The organism is Flavobacterium sp., from assembly GCF_031409475.1.
In the GTDB taxonomy this organism is placed as follows: domain Bacteria; phylum Bacteroidota; class Bacteroidia; order Flavobacteriales; family Flavobacteriaceae; genus Flavobacterium.
Genome location: NZ_JANNXH010000002.1, coordinates 35,198 through 54,561, shown reverse-complemented (window position 1 = coordinate 54,561; position 19,364 = coordinate 35,198). Strand labels below are relative to the sequence as shown.

17 protein-coding genes and 1 pseudogene are annotated in these 19,364 nt (G+C 35.6%); 14 read left to right on the top strand and 4 right to left on the bottom strand.

Annotation, left to right across the window (positions count from 1 at the left end; translation table 11 throughout):
• Window positions 1-7 precede the first annotated feature (7 nt).
• The gene (locus RMO53_RS00270) at window positions 8-586 is read right to left on the bottom strand and encodes a transposase (protein WP_310377343.1); all 579 of its coding nucleotides are present in this window, start codon (window positions 584-586) and stop codon (window positions 8-10) included.
• 136 nt (window positions 587-722) lie between these two features.
• Complete coding sequence (gene metG, locus RMO53_RS00265) at window positions 723-2,783, bottom strand: methionine--tRNA ligase (RefSeq protein ID WP_310377342.1); 2,061 nt, start codon at window positions 2,781-2,783, stop codon at window positions 723-725.
• Between the two features lie 290 nt (window positions 2,784-3,073).
• Between metG and serS the strand changes: the two genes are divergently transcribed.
• From serS to proC, 8 genes are all read left to right on the top strand, one after another.
• Window positions 3,074-4,345: a serine--tRNA ligase gene (gene serS / locus RMO53_RS00260; protein WP_310377340.1), complete on the top strand. Its 1,272-nt coding sequence runs from the start codon at window positions 3,074-3,076 to the stop codon at window positions 4,343-4,345.
• A gap of 12 nt (window positions 4,346-4,357) precedes the next feature.
• Complete coding sequence (locus tag RMO53_RS00255; protein WP_310377338.1) at window positions 4,358-5,194, top strand: hypothetical protein; 837 nt, start codon at window positions 4,358-4,360, stop codon at window positions 5,192-5,194.
• 26 nt (window positions 5,195-5,220) lie between these two features.
• On the top strand, window positions 5,221-7,026 hold the full coding sequence (locus tag RMO53_RS00250) for a tetratricopeptide repeat protein (RefSeq protein ID WP_310377336.1): 1,806 nt from the start codon (window positions 5,221-5,223) through the stop codon (window positions 7,024-7,026).
• 121 nt (window positions 7,027-7,147) lie between these two features.
• The gene (locus tag RMO53_RS00245) at window positions 7,148-7,474 is read left to right on the top strand and encodes a DUF4286 family protein (RefSeq protein ID WP_310377334.1); all 327 of its coding nucleotides are present in this window, start codon (window positions 7,148-7,150) and stop codon (window positions 7,472-7,474) included.
• 331 nt (window positions 7,475-7,805) lie between these two features.
• Entirely contained in the window at window positions 7,806-8,108 is a 303-nt protein-coding gene (locus RMO53_RS00240; protein ID WP_310377332.1) for a GIY-YIG nuclease family protein, read from the top strand.
• Window positions 8,109-8,284: 176 nt separating this feature from the next.
• A complete protein-coding gene (gene rsmA / locus RMO53_RS00235; RefSeq protein ID WP_310377330.1) occupies window positions 8,285-9,064 on the top strand; it encodes a 16S rRNA (adenine(1518)-N(6)/adenine(1519)-N(6))-dimethyltransferase RsmA in 780 nt (259 codons plus the stop codon).
• On the top strand, window positions 9,054-10,406 hold the full coding sequence (gene mgtE / locus RMO53_RS00230; RefSeq protein WP_310377328.1) for a magnesium transporter: 1,353 nt from the start codon (window positions 9,054-9,056) through the stop codon (window positions 10,404-10,406). The genes rsmA and mgtE overlap by 11 nt, the downstream gene beginning before the upstream one ends.
• Before the next feature lie 13 nt (window positions 10,407-10,419).
• The gene (proC, locus tag RMO53_RS00225; RefSeq protein ID WP_310377326.1) at window positions 10,420-11,196 is read left to right on the top strand and encodes a pyrroline-5-carboxylate reductase; all 777 of its coding nucleotides are present in this window, start codon (window positions 10,420-10,422) and stop codon (window positions 11,194-11,196) included.
• Between the two features lie 149 nt (window positions 11,197-11,345).
• Here the strand turns inward: proC and nhaA are convergent, their stop codons facing one another.
• A complete protein-coding gene (gene nhaA, locus RMO53_RS00220) occupies window positions 11,346-12,482 on the bottom strand; it encodes a Na+/H+ antiporter NhaA (RefSeq protein WP_310377324.1) in 1,137 nt (378 codons plus the stop codon).
• Window positions 12,483-12,749: 267 nt separating this feature from the next.
• Here nhaA and RMO53_RS00215 point away from each other — a divergent pair.
• The 4 genes and pseudogenes from RMO53_RS00215 to RMO53_RS00200 form a co-directional block, all read left to right on the top strand.
• Window positions 12,750-13,703, top strand: a pseudogene (locus RMO53_RS00215) (2-hydroxyacid dehydrogenase); the annotation flags it as partial.
• Between the two features lie 449 nt (window positions 13,704-14,152).
• Window positions 14,153-14,524, top strand: a complete 372-nt coding sequence (locus RMO53_RS00210; RefSeq protein WP_310377322.1) for a DUF805 domain-containing protein — start codon at window positions 14,153-14,155, stop codon at window positions 14,522-14,524.
• 54 nt (window positions 14,525-14,578) lie between these two features.
• Window positions 14,579-14,860, top strand: a complete 282-nt coding sequence (locus RMO53_RS00205; protein ID WP_310377320.1) for a TM2 domain-containing protein — start codon at window positions 14,579-14,581, stop codon at window positions 14,858-14,860.
• Window positions 14,861-14,916: 56 nt separating this feature from the next.
• A complete protein-coding gene (locus RMO53_RS00200; protein ID WP_310377318.1) occupies window positions 14,917-15,459 on the top strand; it encodes a hypothetical protein in 543 nt (180 codons plus the stop codon).
• Between the two features lie 165 nt (window positions 15,460-15,624).
• Here RMO53_RS00200 and RMO53_RS00195 read toward each other — a convergent pair whose 3' ends face one another.
• On the bottom strand, window positions 15,625-17,427 hold the full coding sequence (locus RMO53_RS00195) for a lysophospholipid acyltransferase family protein (protein WP_310377316.1): 1,803 nt from the start codon (window positions 17,425-17,427) through the stop codon (window positions 15,625-15,627).
• A 112-nt stretch (window positions 17,428-17,539) separates the two neighbouring features.
• Here RMO53_RS00195 and RMO53_RS00190 point away from each other — a divergent pair, with 112 nt between their 5' ends.
• Together RMO53_RS00190 and RMO53_RS00185 are read left to right on the top strand one after the other, a co-directional pair.
• Complete coding sequence (locus RMO53_RS00190; protein WP_310377314.1) at window positions 17,540-18,301, top strand: exodeoxyribonuclease III; 762 nt, start codon at window positions 17,540-17,542, stop codon at window positions 18,299-18,301.
• A gap of 53 nt (window positions 18,302-18,354) precedes the next feature.
• Window positions 18,355-19,296 (top strand): OmpA family protein, encoded by a 942-nt coding sequence (locus tag RMO53_RS00185; RefSeq protein WP_310377313.1) that lies wholly within the window; start codon window positions 18,355-18,357, stop codon window positions 19,294-19,296.
• The last annotated feature ends 68 nt before the right edge of the window (window positions 19,297-19,364 follow it).

Sequence of the window (19,364 nt, the reverse complement as noted above, 5' to 3'; positions counted from 1 at the left end):
TACGAATTTAGCTATAAAATTTATCTTCTCGCCAGTTTTCTGGATTAGTTTCTATATAATTTTGTATGTTATCAAACGATTTTGAATTTCGGATTATGTGATCGTGAAAACGTTCTTGCCATTCAAAATCAGCATGAATATGATGGGCGTTTTTAGTTACCGCAGATTTAAAGGAACGAATAATGGTTGAAATCGTTCCTGATTTAGGGGAGATTTTTGACATGAATTCGTTTTGGGTAGAGACGTTGCATTGCAACGTCTCTAAGGGCAACGTCTCTACAACGTCATCAACAACATTATTTTTATCGATTATCAATATTCCGTGAACATGATTGGGCATAACCTGATAATTTCCTAATTCAACAAACGGAAAATGTTTAGGTATTTCCGCCCAAAATTCATTTGCCAACCCTCCAATTTCATTAAACTGCATTTCATTCTCATCATTTACCGACACAATTTCACCAAAAAAATGTTCCCGATTTCCGGTACAAATTGTTATAAAATATGCACCATTAGTTCCATAATCCCAATTTTTTAATCGTGCAGAAGGAATACGATATTTATTTTGGAATTTGTTTGTCATATTATATTTGTTTTCGGTAGAGACGTTGCAGTGCAACGTCTCTACCATTATCCATTTGCAACGTCTCTTTAAATGTTCATTCGAATTGTTGAGGTAATTCACTGCAACGTCTTTACAAAATTGCGGTTATTTTTTTTTAATTTATCGTCTCCCCATTCGCAACACCATCCGCATCAGGATTTACAAAAACCAGTTTTCCTTCGGCATTATTGGTCATCAAAATCATTCCTTGACTTTCCACGCCACGAAGGTTTCTTGGAGCTAGATTCACCAAAATCGTTACGCGTTTTCCAATGATCTCTTCGGGCTTGAAACTCTCGGCAATTCCTGAAACAATCGTGCGAACATCAATTCCGGTATCAACTTTTAGAATCAACAATTTGTTGGCTTTAGGCATTTTTTCGGCTTCTAGAATCGTTCCTACACGAATATCCATTTTGGCAAAATCATCAAACTGAATCAATTCTTTTTGCGGCATTGCGAGGAACGAAGCAACCTCATTTGATTTTTTTGTAGCTTCCAATTTGTCTATTTGTTTTTGAATTTGTTCGTCGTCTATTTGTGCAAATAATATTTCGCCTTCGCCTATTTTGTGTCCCGCAGGCAACAAATCCGAATTTGTCGAAACATCATTCCAATTTAATTTTTCGTCATTTTTTAAAATAATATTCAATTTTTCTGCCGTAAAAGGCAAAAACGGTTCGCACAAAACACGCAAAGCAGCAGCAATTTGCAACGCCACATACATTTGGGTTTGCACACGAGCTGGATTGGTTTTTATCATTTTCCAAGGTTCTTCGTCAGCAAGATATTTATTCCCCAATCGGGCAACATTCATCAATTCACTCAAAGCTTCACGGAATCGATATCGTTCTATCGAACTCGAAATTACGGCTGGATAGGCTTTTAATTCCGTTAAAGTGGCTTCATCCACTTCCGAAAACTCGTTAGGCTTTGGAACAATTCCGTCATAATATTTATGAGTCAAAACCACCACACGATTGATGAAATTCCCAAAAATCGCAGCCAATTCATTATTGTTTCTCGCCTGAAAATCTTTCCAAGTAAAATCATTGTCTTTGGTTTCGGGTGCATTCGATGTCAAAGCATAACGCAAAACATCTTGCTGATTCGGGAATTCTTCCAAATATTCGTGCAACCAAACCGCCCAGTTTTTAGACGTGGATAATTTATTTCCTTCCAAATTCAAGAACTCGTTTGCAGGTACATTATCCGGTAAAATATAACTTCCTTCCGCTTTCAACATCGCAGGAAAAATGATGCAATGAAAAACAATATTGTCTTTACCTATAAAGTGAACCAATTTTGTATCCTGATCTTTCCAATACGGTTCCCAATCTTTTCCTTCGCGTAAAGCCCATTCTTTTGTAGATGAAATGTAGCCAATCGGTGCGTCAAACCAAACGTATAATTTTTTCCCTTCCGCACCTTCAACAGGAACATCAATTCCCCAATCGAGGTCACGAGTTACAGCGCGAGGTTCCAGTCCACCATCAATCCACGATTTTACTTGTCCGTAAACATTAGGTTTCCAGTCATTTTTATGTCCAACGAGAATCCATTCTTTCAGAAAATCTTCGTAACGATCCAAAGGCAAAAACCAGTGTTTCGTCTTTTTCATAATTGGCGTTTCTCCCGTAATGGTCGATTTTGGATTAATCAAATCTGTAGCGTTCAAGGTCGAACCACATTTTTCGCATTGGTCGCCATACGCTTCTTCGTTGCCACATTTTGGGCAAGTTCCTACAACAAAACGATCTGCTAGAAATTGGTCCGCTTTCGCATCATACAATTGCTCGGTCACTTCCTCTATAAAATCGCCTTTGTCATATAGCGTTCTGAAAAATTCCGAAGCGGTATCGTGATGAATCTTAGCCGAAGTTCTGGAATAATTATCAAACGAAATTCCAAAATCCGAGAACGATTTGCGGATAATTCCATCATATTTATCGATTACTTCCTGTGGTGTAATGCCTTCTTTTTTAGCTTTCATTGAAATCGCCACGCCGTGTTCGTCGCTTCCGCAAACAAACAAAACGTCTCTTCCTTGCAATCGTAAATAACGAGAATAAATATCCGAAGGCACGTAAACACCCGCCAAATGCCCAATGTGAATCGGTCCGTTTGTATAAGGCAATGCCGCCGTAATGGTATATCTTTTTGGATTTTGTAACATAGCTCAGTTTAATTTGTTGCAAAAATAAGTAATTATTTATTGTCATTGCGAGGAACGTGGCAATCTGGAGCTATTTCCTGCTATCCGCTGCAATCTTTTTCAACCCTGTCAGGGTTGAAAACCCTGACAGGGTTTAGAAAAAGGATTTCCGCTTCAAACGAAGTTCACTGAACTCCTCTGAAAATAGAAATCAAGTGAAGTAATCAGGGCTAGAAATTCTGCTTAACCAGAATATTTTTCCTTAAATTTGCTACCGTTATTATAAAAGTTAGTGTTTAAAAAATCAGGATATGTTACAAATTGCATTTATTAGAGAGAATCAGGAGAAAGTAATCACCGCTTTGGCAAAAAGAAATATGGATGCCACGAGTGTTGTTCAAGAAGTGGTACAACTGGATGAAAAACGTCGCGCCACACAAGTGGAGTTGGATGGAATTTTGTCCGAATCTAATAAATTGTCTGCAGCCATTGGCGAATTGATGAAAGGAGGCGAAAAAGCAAAAGCCGCCATTCTCAAAGAAAAAACCGTATTAAACAAAGAAAAAAGCAAAGCATTGGCCGAAACTGCCGATCAATTGGCTGCCGATTTGTTGGAAAAATTATACACTTTACCCAATCTTCCAGCTGCTATTGTTCCCGAAGGAAAAACCCCGGAAGACAATTTGAACGTTTTCGAGGAAGGCGAAATCCCTGTTTTGCACGAAGGTGCACAACCGCATTGGGATTTGGTAAAAAAATACGACATCATTGATTTCGAATTAGGAAACAAAATCACGGGTGCAGGATTTCCAGTTTACAAAGGGAAAGGAGCCAAGTTGCAACGTGCCTTAATCAATTATTTTTTGGATAAAAACACGGCTGCTGGCTACAATGAAGTTCAGGTTCCGCATATGGTCAACGAAGCTTCGGCATACGGAACGGGGCAATTACCAGACAAAGAAGGCCAAATGTACCACGACAAAACCGATGATTTGTACTTGATTCCAACAGCAGAAGTTCCGGTAACCAATTTGTTTCGGGATGTAATTTTGAACGAAAACGAATTGCCAATTTTGACCACAGCGTACACGCCTTGTTTCCGTCGTGAAGCAGGTTCTTACGGCGCTCACGTTCGTGGATTGAACCGTTTGCACCAATTTGACAAAGTCGAAATTGTGAGAGTGGAACATCCCGACAAATCCTACGAAGCTCTAGAAGGAATGGTAGAACACGTAAAAAGTATTCTCCAAGAATTGAAATTACCGTATAGAATTTTGCGTCTTTGTGGTGGCGATATGGGATTCACATCGGCTTTGACGTATGATTTTGAAGTGTATTCTACGGCGCAAGAACGTTGGTTGGAAATCAGTTCGGTTTCTAATTTCGAGACTTTTCAGGCGAATCGTTTGAAATTGCGTTTCAAAGACAAAGACGGAAAAAACCAATTAGCACATACTCTAAACGGAAGTTCATTGGCTTTGCCAAGAGTTCTAGCAGGAATTTTAGAAAATTACCAAACTGCGGACGGCATTGTAATTCCTGAGGTTTTGCGAAGCTATTGCGGGTTTGATATTATTAATTAATTTGTAAAATATATGGGAGCTTGGGGAACAGCAATATCATCTAATGATACTTTTGCCGATATTTATGGAGATTTTTTCAATCTCTATAATGAAGGATTTGATGTTGCGGAAATTTCTCAAAAACTAATTTCCGACAACCAAGAAACGATAAATGATGTAGACGACTGTAATAATTTCTGGTTTGCTTTAGCAAAAGCACAATGGGAATGTAAGTTACTTGATAAAGAGATTTTTGAAAGGGTAAAAAAAATAATAGAAACAGGAGCAGACATTGAAGTATGGAAACAGCTTGACGCTGATGAAAAAGACATAAAAAAGCGAAAAATAGTTCTCGATAAATTTTTAGCTGATATTCAAATTGAAAGAGCAAAAGCAAAGTCAAGAAAAAAAAAAATAATTCGTAAACCTGTTTTTGAAAAAGGAGACTGTTTGACTTTTAAACTTAAAAACGGAAATTATGGAGGAGCTGTTGTTTTGGAAGCAATTAAAAACACAGAATTGGGATTATGTCTTATTGCAACCACAAGGTTTAATAAAAGTTACAAACCAACAATTAATGACTTAGAGAACGAAGAAGTGCTTGTGAAAAATTTTCCTTTATGGAAAAACCAACAAGAAATCACTTGGTATTACCCTATATCCCTAAAAAGAGACATTATTAAACCAGAGGTTTTCGGAAAATTAAAAGTCGAAATAGATTATAATCCAAGTGACTACTCTCTTGGGTTTTCCTATGGTGGTTCAATAGATTCAACGATTGAAATAATTGAAAGGCAATTTGAATATGAGAAAACCAATTTAAAAACAGAAAATAAGTTAACTATAAAAGAATTGACTATAAAAAAATAAAACTTCGACTTCAATTAAACCAATCAATGAAAAAACTTTTTCTACATATAACTCTGTTTTTTTCATTGGTTTGTTTCTCGCAAAACGAGCAATTAGCGCAGTATTATTTCGAAAAAGGCGATTTCGAGAAAGCTAAAATCAGTTTCGAAGAATTGTTAAAAGCATCACCGCAAAACTACCAGTATTTCCAAAAAACGATAGAGTGTTACCAGCAATTGCAGCAGTTTGACTTGGCCGAAAAAGCCATTCAAGCCCGATTGAGCACCTACAAACAAGGTACTCTTTTGGTCGAATTGGGTTATAATTTTCAGTTGCAAAAGAATGAGGCTTCCGCCAAAAAGTACTACGACGAGGCAATAGAAAGAATCAAGAAAAACCCAAATGAAGTTTACGGAATTGCCAATTCTTTCGAGAGAAAAGCGCTTTTGGAATATGCCTTAAAATCGTATCAAACCGCAACAGCATTGCAACCCAATTTTAATTTCAATTATCAAATGGCGTTGCTTTACGGACAATTGGGCAACACCGAAATGATGATTACAACTTTCCTAGACGAAGCGTTTTATAATCCTCAAAATTCAATTTTGATTCAAAATCAACTCGCCCGTTTTATGACCGATGAAGGCGATACCAACTTTAACGAAACCTTACGAAAAACCTTGATCGTAAGAACTCAAAAAAACCAAGATGTGTTTTGGAATCGGTATTTGAGTTGGTTTTATATTCAGCAAAAAGAGTTTGGGAAAGCTTTTATTCAGGAAAAAGCCATTTATAAACGCGACCCAGAATCGCTGTCAAATATTGTAAACCTTGGACAACTGGCCATTGAGGAAGACAATCCTGCAGCGGCAAAGGAAATACTGGGATTTGTTTTAGAAAACACCAAAGATCTAGAATTGCTTGTTCAAGCCAACACCTTTTTGATTAAAATGAAAATTGCAACCGCACAAGAAAAAGAGTATTCTGCCATCAATCTGGAATTAGACGGCTTGTTGAAGCTGTATGAAATTAGTCCATTTACGTTATCTTTGCAGCTTATTCAAGCCCATTTTGTAGCTTTCAATCTAAAAAAACCGGAAGACGGAAAAGCAATCGTAAAGCATGCTTTGGAGTTAGAATTGAACGATTACGAAACGGCTCAAGCCAAAATGGAACTGGCAGATATATTGCTTTATGAAGAAAAATTCAACCAAGCCTTGATTTATTATTCGCAGATTGAATTGGATTTAAAAAATGATGTTGTGGCTCACGAAGCGAGTTTGAAAGCCGCTAAAACCAGTTATTTCAAAACCGATTTTGTTTGGGCATTGAAACAATTCAAGGAATTAAAATCGGCGAGTACACAATTGATTGCAAATGATGCGCTGGAATATTTCCTGTTAATCAATGATAATACCGTTGAAGATTCGACTCAAGTTGCTTTGAAACAATTTGCAAAAGGCGATTATCTATTATATCAAAACCGAAATCAAGAAGCTATGCTGCAGTTTCAATCGATTTTGAAAAGCTTCAAAGGACAAGACTCGAGGGCTATGCCCGAACAGGCGAAGCACATAGAAGCGGTAACTTTGTTGCGATTGGGGAAAATTTACGAAAAACAAGGCGAATATACTTTGGCTTTACCCCAATATCAAGAAATCATAACAAATCATAGCGACGGAATTTACATAGACGAAGCGTTGTATTTTTCGGCAGAAATTTATAATAAATTACAACATCCCGAAAAAGCAAAATCGCTTTACGAACAACTAATTTTTAACCACCAAGACAGCATTTATTTTGTTGAAGCTCGAAAGAAATTCAGGGAATTGCGTGGCGATAAGAATCTTTAAATAGACATAGAGATGATAGACGGATAGATAATAGATTTAAATTAAAATGTTTCATAGAAAGGATAAATTAATTCTCAAAAAATCGTACTACTTAATTCTCTAAATCTTAATACTTTTAAAAATGATTATTTACAATATTACCATAAACATACACGAAAGCGTTCACGACCAATGGCTTAATTGGATGCAAACCAAACATATAGGAGACATGTTAGCCACAGGAAAATTTTCTTCGGCACGATTAGTCAAGGTTTTAATTGAAGAAGAAATGGGAGGAACAACCTATTCTGTGCAATTTATGACCGACAGCAAAGCCACTTTAGAAAAATATTATAAAGAAAACGCACCTGAATTAAGAGCAGAAAGTCAGCAACTTTTTGGAGATAAAATGTTAGCATTTAGAACGGAATTGGAAGTGATAAGCGTATTCCCGCCTACGCGGGAATGACAAGGGAAACACGATTTAAATTCTGTCTTTCCCACGCAGGCGGGAAACCAAACGAATTGGATTCAGAACCGAGTTAAAATTGATGAACAAACATTAGTTTTTCTAAGAGCTGTCTTTCCAGCGCAGGCGGGAAACCAAACGAATTGGATTCAGAACTGAGTTAAAATTGATGAACAAACATTAGTTTTTCTAAGAGCTGTCTTTCCCTCGCAGGAGGGAAACTAAAAAAATATTTTCGTATGCACTGTCTTTCCCGCGCAGGCGGGAAACTAAAAAAATATTTTCGCATGCAATGTCTTTCCCGCGCAGGCGGGAAACAAAACAAATAAAAATGTATAAAACACAACACCAATATTACATTTACATTTTAGCAAGCCAAAAAAATGGAACTTTGTATATTGGAGTTACAAATGATTTAGAAAGAAGAGTTCTTGAGCATAAACAAAAAGCAAACGAAGGATTTACTTCAAAGTATAATATAAATATGCTGGTTTATTTTGAATCTTTTCAATACATAAACGATGCTATTTTGAGAGAAAAACGCCTAAAAAAGTGGAATCGTCAGTGGAAAATCAATTTAATTGAAGAAGAAAATAAAGAGTGGAATGACCTTTCAGAGGATTGGTATAACTAAATAGATTCCCGCCTGCGCGGGAAAGACAGTAAACCCAAGGATTTGAGGGAAGAAAAATAAACTACCGTTTGCGCGGGAATGACAAAAGGTACACAAACTAAGTTCTGTCTTTCCCACGTAGGTGGGAAACCAAAACAAAAAACTTCCCGCTTACGCGGGAAAGACAAAACAGCGTAATGGAAAAAGTAAAAGCCAAAAAACACCTCGGACAACACTTCTTGAAAGACGAAAGTATCGCTCAAGCAATCGCCGATACCTTGAATCTTCATGGCTACGATGATGTTTTAGAAATAGGACCAGGAATGGGAGTTTTGACCAAATACCTTTTGGATAAAGAAATCAATACTTATGTAATCGAAATCGACACGGAATCGGTGACGTATTTAGACGAGAATTATCCAAAACTGAAAGACAAAATCATCTCCAAAGATTTTTTGAAATACAACATCAACGAAATTTTCGAAGGGAAACAATTTGCCATAATTGGTAATTTTCCGTACAATATTTCGACCCAAATTGTCTTTAGAACTTTAGAATATCGCAATCAAATTCCCGAATTTGCAGGCATGTTTCAGAAAGAAGTCGCTGAACGCATTTGCGAGAAAAAAGGAACCAAAGCGTATGGAATCCTTTCGGTTTTAGTGCAAGCCTTTTATGATGCGGAATATTTATTTACGGTAGATGAAACCGTTTTTATTCCGCCACCAAAAGTTAAATCGGGCGTGTTGCGTTTGCGCCGAAAAGCAGATTATAGCTTGCCTTGTGGCGAAAAATTATTTTTTACAGTGGTAAAAACCGCTTTTCAGCAACGCAGAAAGACCTTGCGTAATAGTTTAAAAACGTTAAATTTGTCCGACAGTTTGAGAGAAGACGCAGTTTTTAACCTTCGGCCAGAACAACTCAATGTACAACAGTTTATAGAATTGACACAAAAAATAGAAGCCGATGGAGTTTAAAATCAGCAAGGAACTAATTCAACAATTAGAACAATTCATTCAAAGTAAAGACGACCAACAATTGGGTGTTTTATTAAATGACTTGCACCATGCTGATATTGCCGAAATTCTTGACGAGCTAGATTTTGACGAAGCTACCTACATTTTTAAGGTTTTAGATAGTGAAAAAACAGCCGAAATCCTTCTAGAATTAGAGGATGATTTACGGGAAAAAATACTTAGCAGGCTTTCGCCAAAGGAGATTGCCGAAGAGCTTGATGAATTAGAAACGAACGATGCTGCCGATATTATTGCGGAACTTTCCCAGAGCAAAAAACAAGAAGTAATATCGGAACTTATTGATGTTGAGCACGCAAAAGACATTGTTGATTTATTGCGCTACAACGAAGATACTGCAGGTGGAATCATGCACAAAGAATTGGTAAAAGTCTATGAAAACTGGAACGTTCTGACTTGTATAAAAGAAATGCGCATTCAAGCCGAAAATATTTCAAGGGTACATTCTATATATGTTGTAGATGAACAAGACAAATTACTAGGGCGATTATCCCTAAAAGATTTATTGACAACATCAGCAAAAACCCCAATTAGTGAGGTTTATATTCGGAAATTAAATTCGGTTATGGTCGATGCCGAAGATATCGAAGTGGCTAGAATCATGCAGAAATACGATTTAGAAGCCATTCCTGTTATTGACGAACTCGGACGATTAGTTGGCCGAATTACTATCGATGATATTGTGGATGTAATCAAAGACGAAGCGGATCAAGATTACCAGTTAGCAGCAGGTATTTCGCAAGATGTTGAAGCCGATGATAGTATAATTGAACACACAAAAGCACGATTACCATGGTTGGTTTTAGCACTTTTAGGGGGTTTTATTTCTGTAAAAGTGTTGGGTTTATTTGAAGGAGCAATGCAACAATATGGCTATTTATTCTTTTTCACACCTCTAATTGCGGCAATGGCAGGCAATGTAGGTGTACAATCTTCGGCAATTATTGTTCAAGGTTTAGCAAACGATACTTTGAGCGGTTCGTTGTTCAATAGATTAATAAAAGAGATATCATTGAGTTTGTTAAATGGGTTAATTTTAGCAGCAATATTATTTTTTGGAAGTCATTTTCTTTTGAATGTTGAAATTATTATTGCAGTGATTGTTGCCATTTCATTAATATCAGTAATTATTATTGCTTCACTTATTGGTACATTTATTCCGTTGTTATTGGATAAAATGGGCATTGATCCTGCTTTAGCAACGGGACCATTTATTACCACTAGCAATGATATTTGCGGTATTCTTATTTATTTCTCTATTGCAAAATTGATTTTAGGATTTTAATAAAACTATAAAAATGAAAGTACATATTATTGGAGGAGGAAATCTAGGAGTTGCTATTGCACTAGGAATAGCAAAATTTTCTCAAAACAACCAAGTTACCATAACCCGAAGAAACACGGCCAGTATTCTTTATCTCGAAAAATCAGGTATCACAGTTTCAGCAGATAACACCCATCAAATAGTTGATGCAGATGTTATCATTCTGACCATAAAACCGTATCAAGTTGATGTTGTTTTAAACGAAATTCTGCCATTAATTTCTAATAAAACAATTGCTTCGGCAGTAAGTGGATTAGACATAGAAACGCTTCAAAATAAAATTGGCGATGCCAATCATGCCGTTCGGATTATGCCCAATATTGCAGCACAATTTGGCGAATCAGCCACTTGTATTGCTTTTCATGATAAAAATAAAAATGCTGCTCAAAACGTAATTTCTCTTTTTCAAGATTTAGGAACAGCTCCAATAATTGACGAAAAACTAATGGATGCAGCCACTGTTCTTGGTGCTTGCGGAACCGCTTATGCGTTGCGTTATATTCGCGCTTCGATGCAAGCTGGAATCGAAATTGGTTTTGATTCCCAAACCGCACTAGCCATTGCAGCTCAAACCGTAAAAGGTGCAGCTCAAATGCTTCTCGAAGAAAAAGTACATCCAGAACAATTGATAGATAGAGTAACAACTCCTCAAGGTTGCACAATTGTAGGACTTAACGAAATGGAACACAACGGATTTAGCTCTTCATTAATCAAAGGAATAAAAACGTCGTTGAAACAAATTAAAGGATAAAATTTTTTCTATATATAATTAAAAAGGGAATTTAGTTTATGGCTAAATTCCCTTTTTTAATTAAAAAAATTTCTAAAAAGCCCAACTTCAATGACCTTATTTGTCTTATATGGTTTAAAATGGCTGCTTTAGAGTGATTATATTTTGCTTTATTTTTGTTTCAAAGAAAATTTCAACCAAACAAATCCCATCGTTCCTGCAACAAACGAAGCAATTAGAATGGCAATTTTCGAATTGGTAATCACTTCAGCATTATCAAAAGCAAGAAGTGTTATAAAAATTGACATCGTAAAACCAATTCCGCCTAACATTCCAGCGCCAATAATGTTTCCCCATTTCAAATCTTTGGGAAGTACACAAAGCCCTAAACTTACACCAAGTAAGCAGAAAATCCCTATTCCTAATGGTTTTCCAATGACAAGTCCCAATAGAATTCCCAGTGAATTGGAGTGGGATAATCCTTCGCTCCAATCTAAATTTATAGCAATACAAGTATTAGCAATGGCGAACAAAGGCAGTATAAAAAAAGCTACTGGTTTGTGCAAAAAGTGTTGTAATGTATAAGAAGCGGTACTTTTACTTCCATCTCCAAACGGAATGGCAAAAGCCAGCAAAACGCCAGTTATTGTAGCATGAATACCAGAATTGAGCATGAAATACCACATAAAAACACCACCAATTAAGTACGGAATTAAGTTGCGAACTCTCATTCTATTGAGGATAAGCAGTAAACCAAAAACACTCAAAGCAATCCCTAAATTAATAAAAGCAATGGTTTTTGTATAAAACACCGCAATAACAATAATAGCGCCCAAATCATCCATTACAGCAAGCGCGGTAAGAAATATTTTGAGCGAGGTAGGAACGCGATTTCCAAGAAGCGACAAAACACCAATGGCAAAAGCAATGTCTGTCGCCATAGGAATTCCGGCACCGTTTTGGGTTGTTGTTCCAAAATTCAACAATAAAAACAAACCTGCAGGAACAATCATTCCGCCCAAAGCTCCAAAAATAGGAAGCGCAGCATTTTTCATACTCGACAATTCGCCTTTGTAAATTTCGCGCTCTAGCTCTAAACCTATCAAAAGAAAGAAAATAGCCATTAGTCCATCATTTATCCAATGTGTGATAGAATGATGCCCTATTTCTGTATTCCAAAATTGAATATAGTCCGTTTGAATCGAGGAGTTTGCCAATCCTAGCGAAAGAAGGGTTGCAAAAAGCAATAGTAAACCGCCTGCTTTTTCGCTTTCGAAAAAGGATTTAAAGGTTTTTGTTAATTTCATTTTTAATTTTTTTGACCTAAAAAGGGACGCTGATGAAACGGATTTGCTTCGCAAAGACGCTGAAAAAAAACTGATTTTTTTTAGATTAAATGCAAATGAACAGATTTTTAAAATCCTTTTAATCTGTGTTTTTGCGAAGCGAATCAGCGTTTATCCGTGTCCATATTTTATACAAACTTACACAATTGCAACACTAAATCCTTTTGACAAAACGATAAACAGTAATTTTTTTGTTAATTTGGTATGTCAAATATTGAAACACTTTTTATGGACATCAAAATCCTTCATATCGATAGTAATCATCCACTGCTTTGGGAACAATTGCAGCAGGCAGGATTTATAAATCACGAAGATTTCACTTCTTCCAAAGAAGCAATCGAAGCTAAAATTCACGAATATCAAGGAATTGTCATCCGCAGCCGATTCAAAATAGATCAAACTTTTCTGGATAAAGCCACGAATTTGCAATTCATTGCACGAGTTGGTGCTGGTTTAGAAAGCATTGATTGTGAGTATGCTTTAACCAAAAATATTCAACTCATTGCAGCACCAGAAGGCAATTGCAACGCGGTTGGCGAACACACTTTGGGAATGATTTTATCGTTATTTAATAATTTGAATCAAGCGGATACCGAAATAAAATCAGGTCATTGGAACCGAGAAAGTAATCGTGGTCACGAACTAGACGGGAAGACTGTTGGCATTATTGGCTACGGAAATATGGGAAAATCTTTTGCCAAAAAATTGCGTGGTTTTGAGGTAGAAGTTTTGTGTTACGACATTCAGGAAAATGTGGGCGATGCCAATGCAAAGCAAGTTTCGCTCGCAGAATTACAGCAAAAAACAGATGTTTTGAGCTTGCATATTCCTTGGACGCCAGAAACAGATAAAATGATTGATGCTGATTTTATCAATGCTTTCGCCAAATCGTTTTGGATACTAAATACCTCTAGAGGAAAAAATATTGTTACGGCGGATTTAGTCAAAGCAATGCAATCAGGTAAGATTCTCGGAGCAGGTTTAGACGTTTTGGAATATGAAAAATTGTCTTTCGAAACTCTTTTTGTGTCATCCCGAGGGCAGTCGAGGGAACTTCCCGAAGCTTTTCAATATTTATTACAGGCAAAGAATGTAATTCTGTCTCCACATATCGCCGGTTGGACTTTTGAAAGTCACGAACGTTTGGCGCAAGTAATTGTGGATAAAATCAAATCCAACTATTTTGGTCAGGCCAAAGAAGAAGCGCCAGAAAAACGAGTAATAGGAATAGGTGGCGTATTTTTTAAATCCAAAAACTCAAAAGAATTGGTGGCTTGGTATGGCAAACATTTAGGTTTAAAAACCGATGACTATGGCGCTACTTTTTGGTGGAAAGACAAGCAAGGCAACGATTGTTCTACACAATGGTCACCATTTGCAGACGATTCAAATTATTTTGAACCAAGCACGAAACAATTCATGCAAAATTTCAGAGTACACGATTTAGAAAATTTGCTAAAAAAATTAAAGCAAGAAGGTGTAACAATTGTAGGCGAAATGGAGTCTTATGATTACGGAAAATTTGGCTGGATTCTGGATATTGAAGGGAATAAAATCGAACTTTGGGAACCAATTGATAAGGCATTTCAATAATTTTTATATTTTTACGTAAATAATTAAACCATTTTGATATGTTAGACAGGTATAATAACAAATATGCAAATTTTTCTGGTCGTGCATCTCGTAGTGAATACGGCTATTACATTTTAATATATTTCATGGTAGTTTTAGTTATTTGTCTACTGTATTGGGTTACTAAAAACAACCTTAACTTAATTTTTAATTTGTGTATTTTTCAACTAGTAATTTTTGTTCCAATGCAAGCGGTTACAATAAGACGACTTAAAGATTTAGGAATGAAATGGAGTTTTTCCCTTCTGATTTTTCTTCCTTTTTTCAACTTCCTTTTGATGACGTATCTTTTAGTATGCTCAGGGCAAAGAGGAGAAAATCAGTATGGAGATGATCCAAAAATGAGTTCACAAATAGTAGAATTTAATTAAAATTTCCAACATATAAAATCTAAAAAATTAAATTTTATCCAAAATTAACCAGCTATGGAAAACACAAAACACGAAGCATGGAATAATCCACAACCAAATTACCAAGAAAACAAAAAACTCCCTGCTGGAATTCTAGCAATACTTTTGGGAGCTTTTGGGATTCATAAATTTCTTTTGGGCTATACTCAAGAAGGAATAATATGGTTGGTAATTAGTATTTGTACTTGCGGAACGGTAACCAGTATTTTGGGTTTAATTGAAGGTGTAATTTACCTCACAAAATCCGATCAGGAATTTTACGAAACCTATCAAGTTGGGAAAAAAGGGTGGTTTTAAGATGTAAAATAAGCCACAAGCCATAAGTTGTGCGTCATCTTGGCAAAAATGAAACCATGAAATTAACAAAATTATTACTATTAATTTTTATTTTACCAATTACATTTATTGTAATATATATCGTTGTTCGATTTATTGGAGTTCAAGGATTTTTATTTGCATTTAATCTTAACTTTATTTTGATGACAGGTGTAGGCGGTTTTATACAAATACTAAAAGGAAAAAATACTTCTAATTATTTTAATCATAAACCTTTGGAACAAAAAGGAAAAATATATAAATTTATAGGGATAAATTTTTTCAGAAAATTATTGGTTTGGATAGGTTGGGAAAAACTAAATAAAAAATCAAACCCAATCGAAAAAAATATCAAATCTTTAAAACACTTGCATTATCAAACAAAACAATCTGAATTAGCACATTTAATTATTTTAATTATAGTTTTATTTTTCAATTTTTTAGTTGCATTTAAATTTGGAATTCTCAAATCGTTGTGGTTGCTAGTACTTAATATTTTATTAAATTTTTATCCTATTTTACTTCAACGTTATAATAGACCTCGAATAGAAAGAATCATAAATTTGAGTAAACAAAGATAAAGACGAACGCCTAACAGCGGTTTGCAAAAATTGGGGTTTTGGTCTTGACTTTACACATTGTTTTGTGCTTTTTTGGTCAGTGATTTACTGAAAGTTTAGGCTAACCAAATCGTCACCTTCGCCAAGCCCGAAACCGTTAAAAAGGTACTTTTTTGTTACAATTCTTTACGCTTCTTTATCGGTTAATTTTCGTTCGAGTTCCGCTTGAAACTCCTCCATCACAGGTTTTACGGTGCTGTCAGGAATGTCTGATATTCGTATGTACATCAATCCATCTACAGCATTGTTAAATAGTGGGTCAACATTAAATGCAACTACACGTGCATTTTGCTTGATGTATTTTTTTATTAAAACAGGTAAACGCAAATTTCCTGGTTCTAATTCGTCAATAATTTTGTCAAATTTAACCAAATCAGCTTCGGCTTCATTAAATACAAAATCTTTATCGGCGTCTTTTAGTTTAACTTTAAATTCTTTTTTAGGATGAATGTATTGTGCAATATAAGGATCGTAAAAATTAGATTTCATAAACTCAATCATCAACGATTTAGAGAAATCTGAAAATTGATTGCTAATGCTTACACCTCCAAGTAAAAATTTATGTTCAGGATAACGCAATGTGGTATGAATTATTCCTTTCCAAAGCAGGAATAACGGCATTGGTTTTTGTTGGTATTCTCTAATAATAAAAGCACGACCCATTTCAATAGATTTGTGCATCATGTCATGCAACTCGGGTTCAAAACGGAATAAACTGTTTAAATAAAAACCATCCATTCCGTATTTTGGATAAATTTCTGCACCTAAACCCATTCGATAAGCGCCAGCAATTTTTTTAGCATCTTCGTCCCACAAAAACATGTGGTGGTAATACTTGTCGTATTTGTCAAGATCTATTGATTCGTTTGTTCCTTCGCCTATTTCTCTAAAAGTAATTTCACGCAATCGGCCAATTTCATGCAAAATATTAGGCATTTCTTTTGCTTGTGCAAAAAAAACTTCATAGTTTTTACTTTGCAATAATCTACAGTCTGCTTTCCTTATTGCGTTTACCTCTGCAATCATTTTGTCTTGATTTGCCGCGGTAACAATTTCTTTAGGGTTTTTTGGAAGTTTTAGGTTTGGTGTGGTTATAAAAGGCATTTCTTTTTCGAAAGGATTTGCCAACATATAGGTTTTACGTCTTAAAAACTCAGAGTATTCTTCAATTGTAGTGTGTTCGTTTTGTTCTGCAACAGAAATAGGTTTTCCGATACGCACATTTATCGTTCGATGTTTTTGACTAAATACTTCAGAGGGTAATTTTGCGGTGCGCAGTGTGCCTCCAATTTTTGATAATAAATAAAACAGACGACTATTTTTAGCATGAAAATAAATAGGAACTACAGGAACTTGAGCTTTTCTAATTACTTTAATTGCGCCTTCTTCCCAAGCTCTATCTACAACTAATTTTCCGTCTTTATACGTAGAAACTTCTCCAGCAGGAAACATTCCTAGTGGTTTTCCATCACTCAAATGGCGTAAAGTTTCTTTGATTCCTACCACGCTAGACTTAGCATCTTTATGATTTTCAAAAGGATTAACGGGCATGATGTATTTTTTGAGAGGCTCAATTCTATGCAACAAGAAATTAGCAATAATTTTAAAATCAGGTTCTCTTTCTAGCATTAATTTCAAAAGTAAAACACCATCTATTCCGCCCAAAGGATGATTTGAAATCGTAATATATGCACCTTCTTTTGGTAGACGTTTAAAATCTTCTTCGGGGATTTCAAATTTTATTTCTAAATCTTCTAAAATGCCATTCAAAAATTCGACATCCTTAAGATGTTTATTTCGGTCGTACATTTTATTCAGTGTAGATATTTTAAGTACTTTCATGAGCAACCAGCCCGAAAATGTACCTAAAAATCCGTATTTATCAGCGTTTATTGCTTTTGCAACTTCTTTGGCGGTTACTAAACCCATGTATGTTTGTTTTGAGCAAGAAACAAAGATAGCAAAAAACTCCATTTTCTTGTTTTTTTCTTAATCAAACTTTACACTTTTTTATTACATTTGAAATTCAAAATTCAACACAATGAAAATCATTTCTTATAACGTTAATGGCATTCGTGCCGCAATTTCAAAAGGATTTATAGATTGGTTACAACAAGCTAATCCTGATGTAATTTGCCTTCAGGAGATTAAAGCTACCGAAGAACAAATTCCCGTTGATGACATTACCAAGGCAGGTTATCCCTTTCAATATTACTTTTCTGCGACAAAAAAAGGCTATAGCGGTGTTGCCATTCTTTCGAAAACTAAACCCAATAAAGTGGTTTATGGAACCGGAATTCACCACATGGATTTTGAAGGAAGAAACCTTCGGGCAGATTTTGACGAAGTTTCTGTAATGAGTTTGTACTTGCCGTCAGGGACAAATATGGATCGATTGGACCACAAGTTTATGTATATGGATGATTTCCAAAATTACATTAACGAACTCAAGAAACAAACGCCAAACCTTATCATTTGTGGCGATTACAACATTTGTCACGAAGCAATTGACATTCATGATCCTGTTCGAAACAAAAACGTTTCTGGATTTTTACCCGAAGAAAGAGCTTGGCTTGATGGGTTTATGAAATCCGGTTTTGTAGATAGTTTTAGACATTTCAACAGTGAACCGCATCAGTATTCTTGGTGGAGTTATCGCGCTGGGGCAAGAGGAAATAATAAAGGTTGGCGCATTGATTATAATTTAGTTAGTGACAGCTTGAAACATAAACTTAAAAGAGCCGTTATACTGCCAGATGCTATGCATTCTGACCATTGTCCGGTGTTAGTGGAAATAGAATAAAGATTGGCAATTTCAATAGCAAAAATCAATTTCAAATAAATAAAAAAAATAAAATGATTAAAAAAATTTCACTCGGCTTATTAGTTTTGGCACTCACAACTTCTTGCGTTTCAAAAAAGATTTACAATGATTTAGAAAGCAAATACACCGATTTAAAAAAAGAAAATCGCAGTATTGCTGATGAAAATGCCGACTTATTAAAAGCAAAAATGCAACTCGAGTTAGATAGAGATGCTTTAAAATCAGACTTGAGTAAAACCAAAACGGAACGCGATAAATGGCAAGCAGAATATGGTATTGCTGAAAAAAAATTCAATGTTTTACAAGAATCATACAATGCATTGGAAAAAAACAGTAGCGATGCTTTAAAAGCAAATTTGGCTAAAAACAGAGAGTTGCTTGACCAGCTCGAAGCTAAAGCAAAAGCATTGGCACTCGAACAAGAAAAACTTGATAAAAACAATCAAAGATTAAATGAACTCGAAGGTTTAATCGCTGCAAAAGAAGAAAGCATGCGAAAACTAAAAGAAACACTCTCCAATGCTTTGAATGGATTTGAGGGCAAAGGTCTGACCGTTGAACAAAAAAACGGAAAAGTGTATGTTTCTATGGAGAACAAATTGCTTTTTAATTCGGGAAGTTGGGCTGTAGGAACCGAAGGTAAAAAAGCGGTTGTAGAAGTAGGAAAAGTATTGGGTGACAATCCAGATATTTCGGTTTTGATTGAAGGACATACAGACGATGATCCTTTTGGTGGTTCAGGACCAATTGCCGATAACTGGGATTTATCGACTAAAAGAGCAACTGCAATTGTTGCAATTATGAGTGAAAATAAAAGTATAAACAAGCAAAATCTTACCGCAGCCGGACGAAGTGAATTCTCTCCATTAGCTAGCAATGCTTCAGCCGAAGGAAAAGCAAAAAATCGTAGAATCGAAATTATCTTAACGCCAAGATTGGATGCTATTGCCGAGATGTTGAAGGAGATTGAATAAATAGTTATTTCAGCTTCTATTTTATCATTGCTTCGCCCGTTCGAGAGCAAATCAATGACAAATTTTGG

What these genes read in the sequence shown, in the direction of transcription:
- RMO53_RS00270 (WP_310377343.1), bottom strand. Translation starts at nt 586, where the DNA reads ATGACAAACAAATTCCAAAATAAATATCGTATTCCTTCTGCACGATTA.
- metG (WP_310377342.1), bottom strand. Translation starts at nt 2,783, where the DNA reads ATGTTACAAAATCCAAAAAGATATACCATTACGGCGGCATTGCCTTAT.
- serS (WP_310377340.1), top strand. Translation starts at nt 3,074, where the DNA reads ATGTTACAAATTGCATTTATTAGAGAGAATCAGGAGAAAGTAATCACC.
- RMO53_RS00255 (WP_310377338.1), top strand. Translation starts at nt 4,358, where the DNA reads ATGGGAGCTTGGGGAACAGCAATATCATCTAATGATACTTTTGCCGAT.
- RMO53_RS00250 (WP_310377336.1), top strand. Translation starts at nt 5,221, where the DNA reads ATGAAAAAACTTTTTCTACATATAACTCTGTTTTTTTCATTGGTTTGT.
- RMO53_RS00245 (WP_310377334.1), top strand. Translation starts at nt 7,148, where the DNA reads ATGATTATTTACAATATTACCATAAACATACACGAAAGCGTTCACGAC.
- RMO53_RS00240 (WP_310377332.1), top strand. Translation starts at nt 7,806, where the DNA reads ATGTATAAAACACAACACCAATATTACATTTACATTTTAGCAAGCCAA.
- rsmA (WP_310377330.1), top strand. Translation starts at nt 8,285, where the DNA reads ATGGAAAAAGTAAAAGCCAAAAAACACCTCGGACAACACTTCTTGAAA.
- mgtE (WP_310377328.1), top strand. Translation starts at nt 9,054, where the DNA reads ATGGAGTTTAAAATCAGCAAGGAACTAATTCAACAATTAGAACAATTC.
- proC (WP_310377326.1), top strand. Translation starts at nt 10,420, where the DNA reads ATGAAAGTACATATTATTGGAGGAGGAAATCTAGGAGTTGCTATTGCA.
- nhaA (WP_310377324.1), bottom strand. Translation starts at nt 12,482, where the DNA reads ATGAAATTAACAAAAACCTTTAAATCCTTTTTCGAAAGCGAAAAAGCA.
- RMO53_RS00210 (WP_310377322.1), top strand. Translation starts at nt 14,153, where the DNA reads ATGTTAGACAGGTATAATAACAAATATGCAAATTTTTCTGGTCGTGCA.
- RMO53_RS00205 (WP_310377320.1), top strand. Translation starts at nt 14,579, where the DNA reads ATGGAAAACACAAAACACGAAGCATGGAATAATCCACAACCAAATTAC.
- RMO53_RS00200 (WP_310377318.1), top strand. Translation starts at nt 14,917, where the DNA reads ATGAAATTAACAAAATTATTACTATTAATTTTTATTTTACCAATTACA.
- RMO53_RS00195 (WP_310377316.1), bottom strand. Translation starts at nt 17,427, where the DNA reads ATGGGTTTAGTAACCGCCAAAGAAGTTGCAAAAGCAATAAACGCTGAT.
- RMO53_RS00190 (WP_310377314.1), top strand. Translation starts at nt 17,540, where the DNA reads ATGAAAATCATTTCTTATAACGTTAATGGCATTCGTGCCGCAATTTCA.
- RMO53_RS00185 (WP_310377313.1), top strand. Translation starts at nt 18,355, where the DNA reads ATGATTAAAAAAATTTCACTCGGCTTATTAGTTTTGGCACTCACAACT.